This window comes from Paenibacillus sp. FSL F4-0243 (assembly GCF_037963295.1).
GTDB lineage: Bacteria > Bacillota > Bacilli > Paenibacillales > Paenibacillaceae > Paenibacillus_AQ.
Genome location: NZ_CP150151.1, coordinates 6262846 through 6280673, shown reverse-complemented (window position 1 = coordinate 6280673; position 17828 = coordinate 6262846). Strand labels below are relative to the sequence as shown.

Sequence of the window (17828 nt, the reverse complement as noted above, 5' to 3'; positions counted from 1 at the left end):
ATAAAAAGAGTACTCCGGTTAATCTAGTGTAAGAGGATCTTAAGGCAGCTTTCTCCATGAGATGGACTAACTAATTATGTACAAGGGGTTTTTGGTTTTAGTGAATGTGTTACTTGCAACTTCATGAAGGAGGCCAAGCATATGTTGGGAATGTTGTTCAACGAAAAAGAATGCAAGGAACTGGATTATGTTTTGCGGAAAGAACTTGATGAGATGCTGTTAGATTTGAGCGATCAGCGCTTGGACCAAAATATCAGGCATGCCATCGCCAATAGATATAAGACTGTATTTCGTATGTATGCTCGTTTTGCTCCTCAGAAAGAGCTTTCCAAGTATGCGTGGGGTGGACGTTCTTCTCAGTATAAACACTAAGGATAAGCGGTAAATGCAAGAGTCTTATATGAATTTAAGATTTTTTAATAAAATAGCTTGACTAAAAAGGAGTGCTCGTGATAAATTATATCTCGCGCTCCTTTTGCTTGTGTAAAAGGGAAGCGGAAGGCAAGAAAAGTTGAAAAAAACTTTTTCAAAAAAAAGACTTGCCAAACAACGAAACACTGTGATATATTATAAAGGTCGCCGCTGACAAACAACGACGACGAAATGAGAGACATTGATCTTTGAAAACTGAACAACGAGTGAGTGGGAAATCACGAAAGTGAAATCCAAAATTAGAGAATTAATTTTCTCGTCAGATGTTTCAAAATGAGCATATCGCTCTTTTCAATACTAATTGGAGAGTTTGATCCTGGCTCAGGACGAACGCTGGCGGCGTGCCTAATACATGCAAGTCGAGCGGAGTTACTTTGAAAGCTTGCTTTCAAAGTAACTTAGCGGCGGACGGGTGAGTAACACGTAGGCAACCTGCCCCTTAGACTGGGATAACTACCGGAAACGGTAGCTAATACCGGATAATTTCTTTTTTCTCCTGAAGGAAGAATGAAAGACGGAGCAATCTGTCACTGAGGGATGGGCCTGCGGCGCATTAGCTAGTTGGTGGGGTAACGGCCCACCAAGGCGACGATGCGTAGCCGACCTGAGAGGGTGAACGGCCACACTGGGACTGAGACACGGCCCAGACTCCTACGGGAGGCAGCAGTAGGGAATCTTCCGCAATGGACGAAAGTCTGACGGAGCAACGCCGCGTGAGTGATGAAGGTTTTCGGATCGTAAAGCTCTGTTGCCAGGGAAGAACGTCCGGTAGAGTAACTGCTATCGGAGTGACGGTACCTGAGAAGAAAGCCCCGGCTAACTACGTGCCAGCAGCCGCGGTAATACGTAGGGGGCAAGCGTTGTCCGGAATTATTGGGCGTAAAGCGCGCGCAGGCGGTCATTTAAGTCTGGTGTTTAAACCTTGGGCTCAACCTGAGGTCGCACTGGAAACTGGGTGACTTGAGTACAGAAGAGGAAAGTGGAATTCCACGTGTAGCGGTGAAATGCGTAGATATGTGGAGGAACACCAGTGGCGAAGGCGACTTTCTGGGCTGTAACTGACGCTGAGGCGCGAAAGCGTGGGGAGCAAACAGGATTAGATACCCTGGTAGTCCACGCCGTAAACGATGAGTGCTAGGTGTTAGGGGTTTCGATACCCTTGGTGCCGAAGTTAACACAGTAAGCACTCCGCCTGGGGAGTACGGTCGCAAGACTGAAACTCAAAGGAATTGACGGGGACCCGCACAAGCAGTGGAGTATGTGGTTTAATTCGAAGCAACGCGAAGAACCTTACCAGGTCTTGACATCCCTCTGAATCCACTAGAGATAGTGGCGGCCTTCGGGACAGAGGAGACAGGTGGTGCATGGTTGTCGTCAGCTCGTGTCGTGAGATGTTGGGTTAAGTCCCGCAACGAGCGCAACCCTTAACTTTAGTTGCCAGCAAGTAATGTTGGGCACTCTAGAGTGACTGCCGGTGACAAACCGGAGGAAGGTGGGGATGACGTCAAATCATCATGCCCCTTATGACCTGGGCTACACACGTACTACAATGGCCGGTACAACGGGAAGCGAAACCGCGAGGTGAAGCCAATCCCATCAAAGCCGGTCTCAGTTCGGATTGCAGGCTGCAACTCGCCTGCATGAAGTCGGAATTGCTAGTAATCGCGGATCAGCATGCCGCGGTGAATACGTTCCCGGGTCTTGTACACACCGCCCGTCACACCACGAGAGTTTACAACACCCGAAGTCGGTGGGGTAACCCGCAAGGGAGCCAGCCGCCGAAGGTGGGGTAGATGATTGGGGTGAAGTCGTAACAAGGTAGCCGTATCGGAAGGTGCGGCTGGATCACCTCCTTTCTATGGAGAATCGTCTTCTGCAATGAAGACATTCAAATCGGAAGTTAAACTTCCATTATAGAACCTTCGGGTTCGAACACTCACTCGTGTTCAGTTTTGAAAGAGTAAGTCTCTTTCATATACGTTTGGTGGCGATAGCGGAGGGGTTCCACACGTACCCATCCCGAACACGACCGTTAAGCCCTCCAGCGCCGATGGTACTTGGACCGAAGGGTCCTGGGAGAGTAGGACGCCGCCAAGCGGACAACCATTCTTTGGTTGATTCATAATGTTATATATGTTATATGGGCTTTTAGCTCAGTTGGTTAGAGCGCACCTCTGATAAGGGTGAGGTCGGTGGTTCGAGTCCACCAAGGCCCACCATATAACTTTATATCTTTTATGGGGCCATAGCTCAGCTGGGAGAGCGCCTGCCTTGCAAGCAGGAGGTCAGCGGTTCGATCCCGCTTGGCTCCACCATAATTTTAATTCAATACCTTCTTTAAACATTGATCCTTGAAAACTGGATACCGAAACGAATTTGCGTTTTAGAACATCTTTTAGCAACTTGTGCAAACAAGTAAATGTTATTAGTGAGATTTTTCTTAGGAAAAATCAAGGTTAAGCTAATAAGAGCACACGGAGGATGCCTAGGCGCCAGGAGCCGACGAAGGACGTGGCGAACAACGAAACTGCCTCGGGGAGCTGTAAGCAAGCTTTGATCCGGGGGTGTCCGAATGGGGAAACCCAGCTGTGGTAATTCGCAGTTACTCATCTCTGAACACATAGGAGATGTAGAGGCAGACCAGGGGAACTGAAACATCTAAGTACCCTGAGGAAGAGAAAACAATAGTGATTCCGTCAGTAGCGGCGAGCGAACGCGGAACAGCCTAAACCTAAGAGCTTGCTCTTAGGGGTTGTGGGACGTCTCACATGGAGTTACAAAGGAATATGGTAGGTGAAGAGGTCTGGAAAGGCCCGCGATAGAGGTAAAAGCCCTGTAACCTAAACTGTGTTCTCTCCGAGACGGATCCCGAGTAGTGCGGGGCACGTGAAACCCCGTATGAATCCAGCAGGACCATCTGCTAAGGCTAAATACTACCTGGCGACCGATAGTGAAACAGTACCGTGAGGGAAAGGTGAAAAGCACCCCGGAAGGGGAGTGAAATAGAACCTGAAACCGTGTGCTTACAAAAAGTCAGAGCCCTATTAATGGGTGATGGCGTGCCTTTTGTAGAATGAACCGGCGAGTTACGTTTAACATGCAAGGTTAAGTCGAGAAGACGGAGCCGCAGCGAAAGCGAGTCTGAATAGGGCGATTGAGTATGTGGACGTAGACCCGAAACCGTGTGATCTACCCCTGTCCAGGGTGAAGGTGCGGTAACACGCACTGGAGGCCCGAACCCACGCATGTTGAAAAATGCGGGGATGAGGTGGGGGTAGCGGAGAAATTCCAATCGAACTCGGAGATAGCTGGTTCTCCCCGAAATAGCTTTAGGGCTAGCCTCGGTATAAGAGTAGTGGAGGTAGAGCACTGATTGGGTGCGGGGTCCGCAAGGATTACCAAGCTCAGTCAAACTCCGAATGCCATATACTTATTGCCGGGAGTCAGACAGTGAGTGCTAAGATCCATTGTCAAAAGGGAAACAGCCCAGACCATCAGCTAAGGTCCCCAAGTGTGTGTTAAGTGGGAAAGGATGTGGAGTTGCACAGACAACCAGGATGTTGGCTTAGAAGCAGCCACCATTGAAAGAGTGCGTAATAGCTCACTGGTCGAGTGACTCTGCGCCGAAAATGTAACGGGGCTAAACACACCACCGAAGCTATGGCTAGATACGTATGTATCTGGGGTAGGGGAGCGTTGTATGTGGGTTGAAGGTGTACCGTAAGGAGCGCTGGACAGCATACAAGTGAGAATGCCGGTATGAGTAACGAAAAGATCAGTGAGAATCTGATCCGCCGAAAGCCCAAGGTTTCCTGAGGAAGGCTCGTCCGCTCAGGGTAAGTCGGGACCTAAGGCGAGGCCGAAAGGCGTAGTCGAAGGACAACAGTTTGAAATTACTGTACCACCGTAATCCGCTATGAGCGATGGGGTGACGCAGGAGGGTAGTGACGCGGACTGATGGATATGTCCGTCTAAGCAGTGAGGCTGATGTGTAGGCAAATCCGCACATCATTAAGGCTGGGCTGTGATGGGGAGCGAAAATTACAGTAGCGAAGGTCATGATCTCACACTGCCAAGAAAAGCCTCTAGCCAGGAGAAGGTGCCCGTACCGCAAACCGACACAGGTAGGCGAGAAGAGAATTCTAAGGCGCGCGGAAGAACTCTCGTTAAGGAACTCGGCAAAATGACCCCGTAACTTCGGGAGAAGGGGTGCCCCGGTAGTGTGAATAGCACGAGGGGGCCGCAGTGAAAAGGCCCAAGCGACTGTTTAGCAAAAACACAGGTCTGTGCGAAGCCGCAAGGCGAAGTATACGGGCTGACGCCTGCCCGGTGCTGGAAGGTTAAGGGGAGTGGTTAGGGGTAACCCGAAGCTATGAACCGAAGCCCCAGTAAACGGCGGCCGTAACTATAACGGTCCTAAGGTAGCGAAATTCCTTGTCAGGTAAATTCTGACCCGCACGAATGGCGTAACGACTTGGGCGCTGTCTCAACGAGAGATCCGGTGAAATTTTAATACCTGTGAAGATGCAGGTTACCCGCGACAAGACGGAAAGACCCCATGGAGCTTTACTGCAGCTTGATATTGAATTTGGGTACGATCTGTACAGGATAGGTGGGAGCCGTAGAAATCGGAGCGCAAGCTTCGGTGGAGGCGCCGTTGGGATACCACCCTGATCGTATCTAGGTTCTAACCTAGTACCCTTACCGGGTACGGGGACCGTGTCAGGCGGGCAGTTTGACTGGGGCGGTCGCCTCCTAAAGAGTAACGGAGGCGTTCCAAGGTTCCCTCAGAATGGTTGGAAATCATTCGAAGAGTGCAAAGGCATAAGGGAGCTTGACTGCGAGACCTACAAGTCGAGCAGGGACGAAAGTCGGACTTAGTGATCCGGTGGTACCGCATGGAAGGGCCATCGCTCAACGGATAAAAGCTACCCTGGGGATAACAGGCTTATCTCCCCCAAGAGTCCACATCGACGGGGAGGTTTGGCACCTCGATGTCGGCTCATCGCATCCTGGGGCTGAAGTAGGTCCCAAGGGTTGGGCTGTTCGCCCATTAAAGCGGTACGCGAGCTGGGTTCAGAACGTCGTGAGACAGTTCGGTCCCTATCTGTCGTGGGCGCAGGAAATTTGAGAGGAGCTGTCCTTAGTACGAGAGGACCGGGATGGACGTACCGCTGGTGCACCAGTTGTTTCGCCAGAAGCATGGCTGGGTAGCTACGTACGGACGGGATAAGCGCTGAAAGCATCTAAGCGTGAAGCCCCCCTCAAGATGAGATTTCCCAATTAGTAAGACCCCTTGAAGACGACGAGGTAGATAGGTTGGAGGTGGAAGTGCAGTAATGCATGGAGCTGACCAATACTAATCGGTCGAGGGCTTATCCTATACTTAAAATGCAAATTCAATTCGGATTCAGTTTTCAGGCGATTAAGCCTGAGCATTTACGCTGTAAATGCCCGTTTGGTGGCGATAGCGGAGGGGTTCCACGCGTACCCATCCCGAACACGACCGTTAAGCCCTCCAGCGCCGATGGTACTTGGACCGAAGGGTCCTGGGAGAGTAGGACGTTGCCAAGCGGATATTCCCTGATAGCTCAGTTGGTAGAGCACTCGACTGTTAATCGAGTTGTCACAGGTTCGAGTCCTGTTCGGGGAGCCATGCTCTCATAGCTCAGCAGGTAGAGTGCTTCCATGGTAAGGAAGAGGTCACCGGTTCGAATCCGGTTGAGAGCTCCACAGATTTGCAAGGCCCGTTGGTCAAGGGGTTAAGACACCTCCCTTTCACGGAGGTAACATGGGTTCGAATCCCATACGGGTCACCAACTTTTACTTGTACTTACCCTTAGAGGGTCCCATAGATATGGAGGCTTAGCTCAGCTGGGAGAGCATCTGCCTTACAAGCAGAGGGTCGGGGGTTCGATCCCCTCAGCCTCCACCATAATCTTCCTGAGAGATTATGGGCAACATAGAGGTACCATCAATGGGGATTAGCCAAGTGGTAAGGCAACGGACTTTGACTCCGTCACTCATAGGTTCGAATCCTATATCCCCAGCCAAGTGCGAGCCATTAGCTCAGTTGGTAGAGCACCTGACTTTTAATCAGGGTGTCGAAGGTTCGAGTCCTTCATGGCTCACTTTTATTATTACATGCGCGTGTGGCGGAATGGCAGACGCACCAGACTTAGGATCTGGCGTTTCACGACGTGGGGGTTCAAGTCCCTTCACGCGCACCACTTATTGCGGACGTGGCTCAGCGGTAGAGCATCGCCTTGCCAAGGCGAGGGTCGCGGGTTCGATTCCCGTCGTCCGCTCCATAATTTTTGCGCCCTTAGCTCAGCTGGATAGAGCGTTTGACTACGAATCAAAAGGCCGGGAGTTCGAATCTCTCAGGGCGCGCCATTTTTTTTATTAAGCAATTATAGTATTTTAACGGGATGTAGCTCAGCTTGGTAGAGCACCTGGTTTGGGACCAGGGGGTCGCATGTTCAAATCGTGTCATCCCGATTTTCACCTTTGCGGGTGTAGTTCAATGGTAGAACTTCAGCCTTCCAAGCTGATAGCGTGGGTTCGATTCCCATCACCCGCTCCATAATTTTATAGTAACGGGATGTAGCTCAGCTTGGTAGAGCACCTGGTTTGGGACCAGGGGGTCGCATGTTCAAATCGTGTCATCCCGATACTCAGCTTAATTGCTCTTAGAAAGCTCTTACTTCGGTAAGAGCTTTTTTTGTTATGTATAGAATTAAAACACACATAAATTCATATAACATATGCTCTATCATTCTTCCAAAAGAAACTGTACTTCTGGCGGAATGCCAATCCGTAGATAATAACTTTTACAGGATTCTTCTTGCTCAGGATTACTGCCTATGGATAGTAGCTTTACAGCAAAGACGTTAGCTTGACGCTCAAGCTTGCCAGGAGAGAAGTAAGAGCTTTCTTCCAGGAAAAAGCGGTTAATCCCCTTGTGAAGGCGATCATGTCCTAATTCATGCGCACAAACGAAGCGCTGCCACTCAACTGGCAACTCATTATGAATGACGATAAATCTTCTTCTTAGTTTTCGGTAATATAATCCCTTTGTGCCTGTCCCAAGGTTCATGAAGCGAATATGAATACCTAGCGCTGAGGCCAGCTCGAACGGACAATTGGTTTTATATTTTTTAATCAGATTATTGATCAGTTCATCCATATTCTTCACCTGCAGCATGTTAGTGTAGTTATTAAGTGTTGTTGGATTTCTTTCTCTTGTTCATCTGTTTGGCTTCCCAGAATAAGCCGGTCAGTACATCTTTTATCCTCTGCTTGTCATCCTTGTCTAATGGGATTCCATCAAACATCAGCTCTCCATCATCCTCCAGCATTTTACGGAAGTCACGTTTGTCCTTGCTTGTAGCCCACTCTGGGACAATCTCTTCGCTTGGAAGAGCCTGTTCCTGCAAATACCCCGCTTGATCCATTAGCTCCTCGTACGGGACTCCTGTAGCCTCTGCTATTTTGCGTAATGTAGTCGGCTTAGGAACTCCTCTTAGACCATTTTCAATCCGTGAAATCTGTGATCCGCTAATGCCTGCTGCTGCTGCCAATTGATTAATAGTGAGTCCCTTTGTTTCGCGAAGTTGCTTCATATAATCCCCAAAATCCTGTTTCATCTCAACCACTCCTTATAGACTGAAGCTTATGTTATTAATATAAGCCATTTTTGCCAATTGGTAAACAACAAAGCGTATATTATTGCCAAAAGGCAAGATAATGGAGGGAAAACTATCCTTTTTCGCCCAAAACAGACTCAAACGGGGTTTTACGAGATTGGTAGAGAAGTGGTATATTATAGAAAAATACGAACAGAATACGAACACTTTTATATTTTAGCACATTGCTTAGGAAACTTCCGCAATTTAATCTCATTCTGTTAAAACCTAAAGGAGTGCATAAAATGATGAACTTATCTGCTTTACCGGAGCTAGACCGTCGCCGAACCCAGGTCGCTATAGAGAGCATGTTGGAGAAATACCGTATTTTTAAGACCGTTACATTTGAGGCTAAGGAAGCCAGTACTACTTATTCGTATACAGAAAGATTTCATGGTCCTACGAATACTGTTACTGATCAGACTGCTGCGATAGCTTCTTATAATGTGGATATACCGGCTGCCAGAAGGGCTTTTTGCTCGGCGATAGACTCTGTGGTAGAAAGACTCGATACGAGGGAACAGCAATTAGTAAGAGAGCGTTATATGAAAAGAGACGAAACGTACGATTATACGATTTACAATCATGTGTTTGATCCACCGGTGAGTAAGGACACTTACGTGAAGATACGTTCGAAGGCTTTTTATAAGATGGCTTTGGCTTTAACGGATCTCGGTCTACTGTCCCTTAACACTTTAATAACAGCACCTAGAGTGAAGAAAGAGAAGATTAGTATTACTTAAGAGAAATAGACGGTTACTAAAGACTGTGTCGTCCGAGCGGATGATACGGTCTTTTTTTATTGATTTTATGTTCCTCCGAAAAACCGCTCTATACCATCCCAAAGCTAGCTTAAACCTCGTCGGTATACCGTCTCTGCAAGGCAAATAGGGGTGTATATTTATAACATGGCAAATGAAGCAAAAAGAACACCGCAAGAGCATGAATGCTCTGCTAATAGTTCAACCCTAGTGGTGATGAGAACAAATCTAGCGGTGAAAGATTCTTTTGGCATTGGCCTAGTATAGAAGGGTATTATCCAACATTGGATAGTATCCTTTTTGTTCTTAATTTTAGTAGAGGGGGTGTCTTCTTAAATGTTAATGCAATTGAAGGTTAACACCATCAAAGATCGGCGATCCGCCGCAGTTCAGAAAGGAATGGAGTGATGTCGGTACAACAATTACGAGAACACATTACGAGTGCGCTGGAGAGGTACTTTCCAGATATGCCTGTATATGTGGAGGGGGAGAAACCTCAGACGGCTTATTTTTATCCCGGACTGATCTCAGCGACTCTGGATCGGCAGCGGGAAGGCCGATATTTAGCGGTCTATCGCTTCGGTATCCGTTATGAACAAGGCAGTCTGCTGGAAGCTGAGAGAATGGCAGATAAGCTGAGTGAGGCAATGGCAGGGATGGAGCAAGAGGGTGGCTCCTTTCGTGTAGCTAGGCAAGCCTGGGAAGCTGGGGTAGAGGGGCATGGACCGCTTTTTACAACGGACTATATGGTGTATTTGCAAAGTGAGAAGCCTGACCCCATTAAGATGGGACATATGATAGGAGGAGAAAGACTGAAATGAGCACAAAGGTGAGTAATGGAGATCGTTTTGGTAAAGAGCAGATTGTGAATTCATCGCTTTTTACGGCTAAGGAAAAGGATGTGCTGAACGTTATTTTGCAGGATGACAAAAGTTATACGATCGAAGAAGCGAAGCAATCTATGGGATTGTTTATTAATAAGGAGGTTTTGAACTAATGACAGGCGGAACATGGACAACTCAAAACAAAGTGCGCCCAGGGGTGTACGTAAATGTAGCATCGAATCAAGGTGCCATCGGCAAAATGGGAGAACGTGGGATTACTGCTTTGGCACTTGCCTTATCTTGGGGAGAAGCTGGAGTGATCATGAAGATTACCCCGCAGGACGACGTGAATAAGCTACTAGGTTATGATTTGGAACATCTAACATTGCTGCCAGTACGCGAAGCGCTGAAACGTGCGGGAACGTTACTGCTCTATCGATTGAATGAAGGGGTTAAAGCGGCGGTCACGAACAATGGTCTACAGGTTACGGCTAAATATGGCGGTGTACGCGGAAATGATCTTTCTGTTGTTATTGAGAAGAATATTGAGAATAATGCTCTTTTTGATGTAAAGACACTGCTGAATGGAACTGAACTGAATAAGCAAACGGTTGGAACGGCTGAAGAGTTGGTCGCTAACGATTATGTACAATTCCAGAAAAATGGTGCAGAAGGCTTGAAGCTAACCGCAGGGATGCCGCTTATTGGCGGAGCTAATGGTACGGTGACAAATGGTGCGCACAGCGATTTCTTGTCTGCTCTTGAGGTGCTTGAGTTCCAAACGGTTGGACTAGTATCGCAGGATAGTACGCTTAAGGCGCTGTATAGCTCTTGGGTGAGAAGACTGCGGGATACGGAAGGTAAGAAAGTGCAGGCTGTACTATCGGATTATGCTACTGCGGGTCATGAGGGTGTGATCAGCGTGAGGAATGGGGTAGTACTGAGTGACGGAACTATGATTGATAACAACAATGCTGTTGCTTGGGTGGCCGGTGCTACGGCTGCTGCTGCGGTGAATCAATCGCTAACTTATCAGGGATATGACGACTCCGTTGACGCGGATGTGCGGCTTAGCCATTCTGAGACGACTGCAGCTTTGCTGCGAGGTGAACTGCTCTTTACTTACAGTGGAGGGCGAGCTGTGGTGGAGCAAGATATTAACACGTTTACGGCATTTTCTCCGGATAAAGGCAAAGCGTTCTCCAAAAATCGTGTGCTACGCGTGCTGGATGGGATTGCGAATGATCTGAAGCGTATTTTTGAGAACTACTACATTGGTAAGGTAGCCAATAATGAAGATGGACGGGCTCTGTTCTGGTCACAATGTGCAACTTACATGAATGATCTGCAGGATATGGGGGCGATTGAAAGCTTTAATGCGCAGACCGATGTTGTCGTTGTGGCAGGTACTGATAGCGATAGTATTGTGCTCGACGTGGCTGTGAAGCCAGTTGATTCCGTAGAAAAAGTATATATGAAAGTGAAGGTGGTTTAAGATGGCATTTTTAAAAGCTAGCGATACGATTTCCGGCCAGGAGGGCCGTGCGTATGCCGTGATTGGCACGCAAACTGAAGAGATGTTCTATGTGAAGACGCTTGAAGCAACGGTAGAAAAAACAAAGGCAGAAGTGAAGACACTCGGTCGACGTGGTGTTCAGCATAAAGCGACTGGATGGTCGGGCAGCGGTTCGATGACGATTTTTTATATGACTAGCCGTTTCCGCCAGATGATGCTCGATTATATGAATACAGGTGTCGACCAGTATTTCGATATTGAGGTTACGAACGAAGACCCATCGTCCAGTGTGGGAGCACAACGCATTATTTTAAAAGGCGTGAACCTTGATAGTGTCATCATGGCTTCTCTTGATACAGAATCAGATGCGCTGGAAGAAGAAGTGAGCTTTACCTTTGAAGACGTGCAGATTGTGCAAGCTTTTGGCGCTCCCGCCGGCTCCGGAAACTAATAAAGACAACTAGATAGGAGCAAGTAAGGCCCGGGCGTGCAGGTGAGCGGCGGGTCTCTTCTCTGTCTAGTTAGTAGTACTAGAAGAAACTAAATCATTTTAGGAGGAAGACAATGAGTGAATTAAGTTTGTTTTTTGCGCAAAATGTAGCATGTGACACGACCGAGGAGTTTGTGGTATCGCAGCGGTTTAAGGATAAGGAAGGGAACGCAGTTGCCTGGAAGCTACGCAGTATGAACGAGGATGAGAATCAGGAATGCCGTAAAGCAGCTACTCGTAAGGTCAAAGGTAAGAACGGAGTGTATACCTCCGAGATTGAACCGAATGATTATATGGCTAAGCTTATGACTTCAAGTGTGGTGCATCCGGATCTGAAAAATGCCGAGCTACAGCGTTCTTATGGTGTCCTTGGTGCTGAAACACTGCTGCGAAAAATGCTGCTTCCGGGTGAATTCGCGGCATTGGGTGAACGAGTGCAAGCCTTGAATGGCTTCGGCACAGATATGAACGAGCTGGTGGATGAAGTAAAAAACTAATCAACGAGGGCGACAGCGAAGCGAACTTAGCTTACTACGCCCTCCACGAGCTTCATATTTTACCGCATGAGCTAATGAAGCTGTCTTCACGTGAACGTGCCGCAATTTATGCGATGATTGCTGTTCGTGTGGAGAAGGAGAAGCGGGATCAGGCACGGAGTAAGGCGAGGAAGAGATAGGGGGTGAATGAATGAAATTAGAAGCATCTAAAGCCGTAATGCTACCGATGAAATCCTTGGCGATTTGGAAGAGTGTCAATAAACAATCTGTTCGTCTGAACAGTAATCTGGATATTGTTAATCGTTTGGTCAAGGGAATGCAAGTGGTTGTTAAGCGGTCAAATGATGAAATGAGTCGTTCTCTAAATCAAGTAAACCAGTCTTTGCAGGACATCAACGATACTCTACTTGAGGGCTTTAAACGTCTCCCTCCAAAAATTGTAGTTTCCAGGGATATAGTTATTGAGCAAAGCCAACAAGCAGGGCAATCTCAACAATTGGCTCTTCGAACGCTAAGTCTCTCTCCTGGTGAGCAGCTAGGTAAGGCTGAAGAAGAAAAGGCGAAGAAGGTAGAGTGGTGGAAGGGATTAAAAGCAAAGGAAAAAAAGAAGGAAGCGGAGAAAAAGCCTGAAGTTAAGGCGGATCCGGTCCCTACTCCTAAGATTAATTTGCGAAAGGAACCGCCAACTCCACCAACTCCACCGTCCCCTGACTCAAAAATTATGAAATTTCTTAAGACGGCTGATGTGGTAAAACCATTTAACGCGGTTAAGTCTTTGGGGGAGAAAGCTGTAAAAAAAGCAGCAAAGCCGGGAGACATCGAAGACTGGAATACGCTGAATAAGAATACAGACGCTGCCCTTGGCAAAATTGGGGAGAAAGCAATGGGTGCTCTGAGACCAGTAATGGATACCTTAAACAAAGCTCTGACATCAGGCCAATTGTTGCCGATTATAGATGCTATGGCTAATGGTTTTCTCTTCATAGCTAATGTGATTGGTATGGTAGTCGATGGCATATTATGGCTGGTGGGAGTAGTGCAGGAAAACTGGTCTTGGATTAAACCGTTCCTAGAAGCGATAGCATTTGTCTATCTAGCAGCTATGATTGTGCAGGTGTATTCGCTTGCAGCAGCATGGATGGTAGCGAACTGGCCTATTTTAGTAGTAATTGCTGTTATTGGAGCTCTTATTTTAATTTTTCAGATGTTAGGTGTTTCTGCGGGGGATGTTGTTGGTGCTATAGCAGGGGCTTTTGGGTGGTTAGGCGCAGTATTGGATAACATTTGGATTTTTATACAAAATTCAGCGATCTACGCATGGGATTATATTGTTAATAGTTTTCATGAAGCCGTTAATTTTTTGAAGCAACTATTTTATGACCTGGCTATGGGGGCCCTTGATGTTCTTTACAATATGACGGTGGGAGCAGAAGGCTTTGCTGGAGGTTTCATGAAGGTGATGGCAAAAGCAATCAATTGGGTACTCGGCAAATTTAATTCCATGATTGAAGCTTTAAGTCATATTCCTTTCTTCGATAAGATGGGGATAAGTGAGATAAAAGTCGATATGCTGGAACCAGAAATCCCTCATGCGGCAAGTGATATGATCGATAAATACCGTCAAGGACTTAAGACACTTGCTCCAACTCTAAACGATATTCCAGAACAAAAGACGCCGAAGATTGAGTACGTTAATCTAAAAGATAGTTTTAATAGTGCCAGTCAAACAGGAAAGAATGCGATGAACAAATTTATGGATAAAGGGCGCGATGCAACGGATAAAGTAAAGGAGAAGTTGAACCCGATTAGCAGTGCACAATCTCTGAATTCAACAGGACTACTAGCCAACCAAAGCAACAATCTAAACACCGTCAACCGCGTCAAAGAACTCGACTCCATCAACGACACTGTAGACATCTCCAGCGATGATTTGAAAATGCTGCGGGAGCTGGCGGAGATTCAGGCGATCCAGAATTTTGTGCAGCTGACGCCGACGGTGCAGGTAACAACTGGAAATATCAACAATGCTGGAGACATTGATACGATTATCAACAAGATCGGGCAAAAGCTGAACGAAGAGTTTGTCTCTACAGCGCAGGGGGTGTATACGTAACGTGGAAGAGTACGGGATTTTTCTTGGTTTTAATAATCAGGCGGAAGCATTCCGGCTACCAGTCAACCCGGAGACCTTAGAGATCAAAGAGAGCGGGGATGGAAAAAGCTATACCATTATAGATTTGGGTGAAATCAATACGATTGCTTATCCGAAGCTTACGGAGATTACAATTGAAAGTATTTTTCCGGCACAAAAGTATCCGTTCGTATTGGTGCAAGAGGACGGGTTGAAGAGACCTTTTGAATATGTGGAGCTGATTAAGAAGTGGATGACTAGTCGCAGACCTATTCGTTTTGTATTCTCTGGGGTGAGTTATGCTGATGACTTAAAAAAAGCTGATGGGAAGCTAAACAACCCTCAGAAATGGTTAAAGGAATCATCGACTAGTGAGGATAAATCCATAGAAATTGATTTCGGTGTGAACATGGCTATGAGTATTGAAGGTTTCTCTTGGAAGCTCAGTGCGGGTACATCAGGGGATATTGAATATTCTTTATCTCTCAAAAAGTATGTATTCTATCAAGCGGTAGCAGTTAAGGTTGTCAAAGATGAAGTGAAGGTAGAACAGAAGCGGGCTAATGAAAAGCCCAAACCTAAAACGTATATCATGAAATCTAAAGACAATCTATGGAAAATCGCTAAAGAAATTCTTGGAGATGGCAAAAGGTGTGGAGAAATCCAGAAACTTAATGGCATTAAAGATAGTGAGCTGAGGAAGCTTCCAATCGGTAAGGTCATTAAGCTACCGTAGGAGGCTGTTATGGAGCTACTTGTAAAGAATAAGGAAGGACATTTATGGGATATTTCAGGTATCGTCTCCGATATTACATGGAAAACTGCTCGTTCAGGCAAACCATCAACGCTAGAGTTAACACTTGTGGACAGTGGTATCTATCAGCATCCCAAGTTCAGCATCAGCAACGGTGATATTATTCAGTTCAGCAAAGATAATGTGGATGTATTCTACGGGTTTGTGTTCAGCATTGATACAGGCTCGGATCAGGAGATTAAGCTGACTGCTTATGATCAGATTCGTTATTTACTAGGCAATGGTAGTTATGTTTTGCAGGATGTCACGGCTAGCGATGTTATTACTAAAATAACCAAGGACTACGGCCTGAAGACAGGTGTGCTGGAGAATACAGAGTACCGAATTCCCTCATTAATTGAAGATGACAAAAAGCTGCTGGACATCATTATGGGAGCGATCGGCAGTGAGCTTCAGTATAAGGGGCGGCTGATGGCTTTTTACGATGACTTTGGTAAGCTGACGCTTCGTAAACCGGAGTCTATGCTGCTTAATCTGGTGCTGGGAGCGGGGCAGTATCTGTACGACTATTCGCTCAAAAAAAGTATTGATGATGATACGTACAACACCATTTTTCTATACAAGGATAACGAGAAGTCTGGTAAGCGTGATTTCTTTCCGGTTAGCGATAAGGATAATGTGAAACGCTGGGGTATCCTGCACTTGTATCAGAAGGCCGATGACAAAGCGAATGCTGCACAAATTCAGGAGAAGGCAAATAATCTGCTAAAAATGCACAACCGTGAAAAGCTTAGTCTCTCCGTACAGGCGATTGGTGATATGCGCGTAAGGGCTGGTAATTTCATTTATGTCCTGCTTGATGAATTCAAGACTCAGGTGTTTCTGGTGGATCAATGTAGTCATAAGATTTCCGGTGGGGAGCATACGATGTCCCTCGATATAAAGGTGGTGTAGAAATGATGTTGGATATTATAAAAAAAGCAAGCTTAGGAGCCGTGGGAAATACAAATCCCGTGGCTTTTTCTTATGGGACAGTAACGGAGGCAGCTCCTTTGCAGATCCAGGTGGATCAACGTTTTATTTTATCGGGGAATGCGCTAGTGCTGCCTGAATCGGTAATGGAATGTAAAGTCGAGCTAGAGGGTAGAGAAGTGGTAGTGCGTCGAGGACTTGCCTCTGGTGATCGGGTTCTGATGGTTCGGATGCAGGGTGGACAAAGCTATATTGTTCTGGATCGGCTGGTGAGTCCGATATGATTCCTGCGATTGGAAAAGCTGGACCGATAACTGCCCTTCTTGAAGGCGAGGTCAACCTTGAACGTGGGGAAAGCCCCAGTCTAACCTACCGAATGGATTGGGACAGAAAAAGGATCACTGGCCAAGCGGATGGACTTGAGGCAGTGCAGCAGGCAGCAGCCAAAATTCTGCGAACCGATAGATTTGAACATCTGATTTACAGTTCGGATTACGGAACAGAGTGGCAGCTGGTTCTGGGTAAGGATCGGCTGTTGGTCAGAGCTGAAATCAGACGTGTCATTAGTGAGGCCTTACTTCAGGATGAACGAATCCTTAGCTTAGAAAATATTGAGGTTTCTTTTAACGGGGATAATCTAACTTTTGATTGTAAGGTGGTCACACGCTATGGGAATTTTCAGCTGAGAAAGGAGTGGAATGAGGATGTATGAGGATCAGACGTATGAGGCTCTTTTAGAGCGGATGCTGGACCGGGTTCCGTCAGGTCTGGATAAACGAGAGGGTAGCATCATTTATGACGCGCTCGCTCCGGCAGCAGCAGAGCTGGCGCAAATGTACATTGAGCTGGATGTGAATAATAATCTGTATTTTGCAGATACGGCTACCGGTGAGTACTTGGAGCGAAGTATCTCCTGGTCAGGAATTGTAAGGCGTGAAGCGAGCAAGGCGCAGCTAAAAGGAATTTTTTATAAAGCGGATGGGGGATTTGTGGATGTTCCTCTCGGTAGCCGCTTCTCACTCGATATGCTGAATTATATGGCTGTGGAGAAGCTATCTCCTGGAGTGTATCGGTTAGAGAGTGAAACCGCTGGAGAAGAAGGAAACCGATATTTTGGTTCTTTGCTGCCAGTGGATTATATTTCAGACCTCGCGCGCGGAGAAATAGCTTCTCTTCTGATCCCTGGAGAGAACGCCGAAAGTGATGAATCGCTACGCCAGCGTTATTTGGATTCAGCCAGACGCCCAGCTACTAGCGGCAATAAATATCACTACATGGAGTGGGCTATGCAGGTTGTGGGGGTGGGAGGTGCACGTGTTTTTCCGTTATGGAACGGTCCTAAGACGGTGAAGGTGATTGTTGTGGATGCCGAGAAACTTCCTGCTTCTGAGCTACTGGTGACTAAGGTTCAGCATTACATTGATCCGGTCTCTGGAGCTGGTGAGGGGCAAGCTCCTGTAGGTGCAGTTGTAACTGTGGCGTCGGCAACGGGCAAAAGCATTAGTGTAAGCGCAAAACTAACCCTTGCTACAGGTTATGCGCTGCAAGCAGTAAGTGAGGAATTCAAGGCGATTCTTGAGGGCTATCGTAAGGAGAAGGCTTTTTCAGCAACCTATATCAGTCAGTCTGTAATCGGGGCACTATTGCTAGCAACTGAGGGAGTCGCGGATTACAGTGAGCTGAAGCTGAACAGTGGAGCGGGCAACGTAATGTTGAACGAAGAAGAAGTGCCGTTGTTCGGTAATGTTCTACTGGAGGTGTAG

At 47.0% G+C, this 17828-nt stretch carries 15 protein-coding genes, 14 tRNA genes and 4 rRNA genes; 31 read left to right on the top strand and 2 right to left on the bottom strand.

Annotated features, from left to right (window positions below):
- The first annotated feature begins 141 nt into the window (after positions 1–141).
- The 19 genes from NSS87_RS27865 to NSS87_RS27775 all read left to right on the top strand — a co-directional run bounded on the left by NSS87_RS27865 (position 142) and on the right by NSS87_RS27775 (position 7106).
- Positions 142–372, top strand: coding sequence for a hypothetical protein (locus NSS87_RS27865; RefSeq protein ID WP_036680631.1), 231 nt, complete (start codon positions 142–144; stop codon positions 370–372).
- Between the two features lie 358 nt (positions 373–730).
- A 16S ribosomal RNA gene (locus tag NSS87_RS27860) occupies positions 731–2288 on the top strand.
- A gap of 124 nt (positions 2289–2412) precedes the next feature.
- Positions 2413–2529, top strand: a 5S ribosomal RNA gene (gene rrf, locus NSS87_RS27855).
- Between the two features lie 45 nt (positions 2530–2574).
- Positions 2575–2651 (top strand) — tRNA-Ile (locus tag NSS87_RS27850).
- Between the two features lie 20 nt (positions 2652–2671).
- Positions 2672–2747, top strand: a tRNA-Ala gene (locus tag NSS87_RS27845).
- Between the two features lie 139 nt (positions 2748–2886).
- Positions 2887–5815: ribosomal RNA gene (locus NSS87_RS27840) — 23S ribosomal RNA — on the top strand.
- Between the two features lie 74 nt (positions 5816–5889).
- Positions 5890–6006, top strand: a 5S ribosomal RNA gene (gene rrf / locus NSS87_RS27835).
- Together the 16S, 23S and 5S rRNA genes with 14 tRNA genes alongside form the textbook arrangement of a ribosomal RNA operon.
- 6 nt (positions 6007–6012) lie before the next feature.
- Positions 6013–6088, top strand: a tRNA-Asn gene (locus NSS87_RS27830).
- A 1-nt stretch (position 6089) separates the two neighbouring features.
- Positions 6090–6165, top strand: a tRNA-Thr gene (locus NSS87_RS27825).
- Positions 6166–6176: 11 nt separating this feature from the next.
- Positions 6177–6251 (top strand) — tRNA-Glu (locus NSS87_RS27820).
- Positions 6252–6291: 40 nt separating this feature from the next.
- A tRNA-Val gene (locus tag NSS87_RS27815) sits at positions 6292–6367 on the top strand.
- 43 nt (positions 6368–6410) lie between these two features.
- Positions 6411–6485, top strand: a tRNA-Gln gene (locus NSS87_RS27810).
- A 5-nt stretch (positions 6486–6490) separates the two neighbouring features.
- Positions 6491–6563, top strand: a tRNA-Lys gene (locus NSS87_RS27805).
- 15 nt (positions 6564–6578) lie between these two features.
- Positions 6579–6662, top strand: a tRNA-Leu gene (locus NSS87_RS27800).
- A gap of 6 nt (positions 6663–6668) precedes the next feature.
- Positions 6669–6743: transfer RNA gene (locus NSS87_RS27795), tRNA-Gly, on the top strand.
- 8 nt (positions 6744–6751) lie between these two features.
- Positions 6752–6828 (top strand) — tRNA-Arg (locus tag NSS87_RS27790).
- A 31-nt stretch (positions 6829–6859) separates the two neighbouring features.
- A tRNA-Pro gene (locus tag NSS87_RS27785) sits at positions 6860–6933 on the top strand.
- An 11-nt stretch (positions 6934–6944) separates the two neighbouring features.
- Positions 6945–7018, top strand: a tRNA-Gly gene (locus NSS87_RS27780).
- Positions 7019–7032: 14 nt separating this feature from the next.
- Positions 7033–7106 (top strand) — tRNA-Pro (locus NSS87_RS27775).
- Positions 7107–7207: 101 nt separating this feature from the next.
- On the opposite strand, the gene NSS87_RS27770 is transcribed toward NSS87_RS27775, so the two are convergent.
- Both NSS87_RS27770 and NSS87_RS27765 read right to left on the bottom strand, forming a co-directional pair.
- Positions 7208–7621, bottom strand: coding sequence for an ImmA/IrrE family metallo-endopeptidase (locus tag NSS87_RS27770; protein ID WP_076285600.1), 414 nt, complete (start codon positions 7619–7621; stop codon positions 7208–7210).
- 31 nt (positions 7622–7652) lie between these two features.
- Positions 7653–8081, bottom strand: a complete 429-nt coding sequence (locus NSS87_RS27765) for a transcriptional regulator (protein WP_042192135.1) — start codon at positions 8079–8081, stop codon at positions 7653–7655.
- Positions 8082–8365: 284 nt separating this feature from the next.
- Between NSS87_RS27765 and NSS87_RS27760 the strand changes: the two genes are divergently transcribed.
- The 12 genes from NSS87_RS27760 (at position 8366) to NSS87_RS27705 (ending at position 17828) form a co-directional block, all read left to right on the top strand.
- Positions 8366–8863, top strand: coding sequence for an ArpU family phage packaging/lysis transcriptional regulator (locus NSS87_RS27760; RefSeq protein WP_143759592.1), 498 nt, complete (start codon positions 8366–8368; stop codon positions 8861–8863).
- 425 nt (positions 8864–9288) lie between these two features.
- Positions 9289–9702 carry a DUF6838 family protein gene (locus NSS87_RS27755; protein ID WP_339243625.1) on the top strand — a complete coding sequence of 138 codons (414 nt, stop codon included), beginning with the start codon at positions 9289–9291 and terminating at the stop codon, positions 9700–9702.
- Complete coding sequence (locus tag NSS87_RS27750) at positions 9699–9878, top strand: hypothetical protein (protein WP_234537626.1); 180 nt, start codon at positions 9699–9701, stop codon at positions 9876–9878. Before NSS87_RS27755 ends, NSS87_RS27750 begins: the two co-directional genes overlap by 4 nt.
- Positions 9878–11200 carry a phage tail sheath family protein gene (locus tag NSS87_RS27745; protein WP_339243624.1) on the top strand — a complete coding sequence of 441 codons (1323 nt, stop codon included), beginning with the start codon at positions 9878–9880 and terminating at the stop codon, positions 11198–11200. The genes NSS87_RS27750 and NSS87_RS27745 overlap by 1 nt, the downstream gene beginning before the upstream one ends.
- A gap of 1 nt (position 11201) precedes the next feature.
- Complete coding sequence (locus tag NSS87_RS27740) at positions 11202–11672, top strand: phage tail tube protein (RefSeq protein ID WP_283909203.1); 471 nt, start codon at positions 11202–11204, stop codon at positions 11670–11672.
- Between the two features lie 113 nt (positions 11673–11785).
- Positions 11786–12208: a phage portal protein gene (locus NSS87_RS27735; RefSeq protein WP_042131197.1), complete on the top strand. Its 423-nt coding sequence runs from the start codon at positions 11786–11788 to the stop codon at positions 12206–12208.
- A 190-nt stretch (positions 12209–12398) separates the two neighbouring features.
- Complete coding sequence (locus NSS87_RS27730) at positions 12399–14321, top strand: hypothetical protein (RefSeq protein WP_339243622.1); 1923 nt, start codon at positions 12399–12401, stop codon at positions 14319–14321.
- Between the two features lies 1 nt (position 14322).
- Positions 14323–15075: a LysM peptidoglycan-binding domain-containing protein gene (locus tag NSS87_RS27725; protein WP_076300990.1), complete on the top strand. Its 753-nt coding sequence runs from the start codon at positions 14323–14325 to the stop codon at positions 15073–15075.
- Between the two features lie 9 nt (positions 15076–15084).
- Positions 15085–16047: a hypothetical protein gene (locus NSS87_RS27720; RefSeq protein ID WP_339243621.1), complete on the top strand. Its 963-nt coding sequence runs from the start codon at positions 15085–15087 to the stop codon at positions 16045–16047.
- Between the two features lie 5 nt (positions 16048–16052).
- Positions 16053–16349 carry a DUF2577 domain-containing protein gene (locus tag NSS87_RS27715; protein WP_076301021.1) on the top strand — a complete coding sequence of 99 codons (297 nt, stop codon included), beginning with the start codon at positions 16053–16055 and terminating at the stop codon, positions 16347–16349.
- Complete coding sequence (locus NSS87_RS27710; protein ID WP_076285574.1) at positions 16346–16777, top strand: DUF2634 domain-containing protein; 432 nt, start codon at positions 16346–16348, stop codon at positions 16775–16777. Before NSS87_RS27715 ends, NSS87_RS27710 begins: the two co-directional genes overlap by 4 nt.
- Positions 16770–17828: a baseplate J/gp47 family protein gene (locus NSS87_RS27705; protein ID WP_339243619.1), complete on the top strand. Its 1059-nt coding sequence runs from the start codon at positions 16770–16772 to the stop codon at positions 17826–17828. Before NSS87_RS27710 ends, NSS87_RS27705 begins: the two co-directional genes overlap by 8 nt.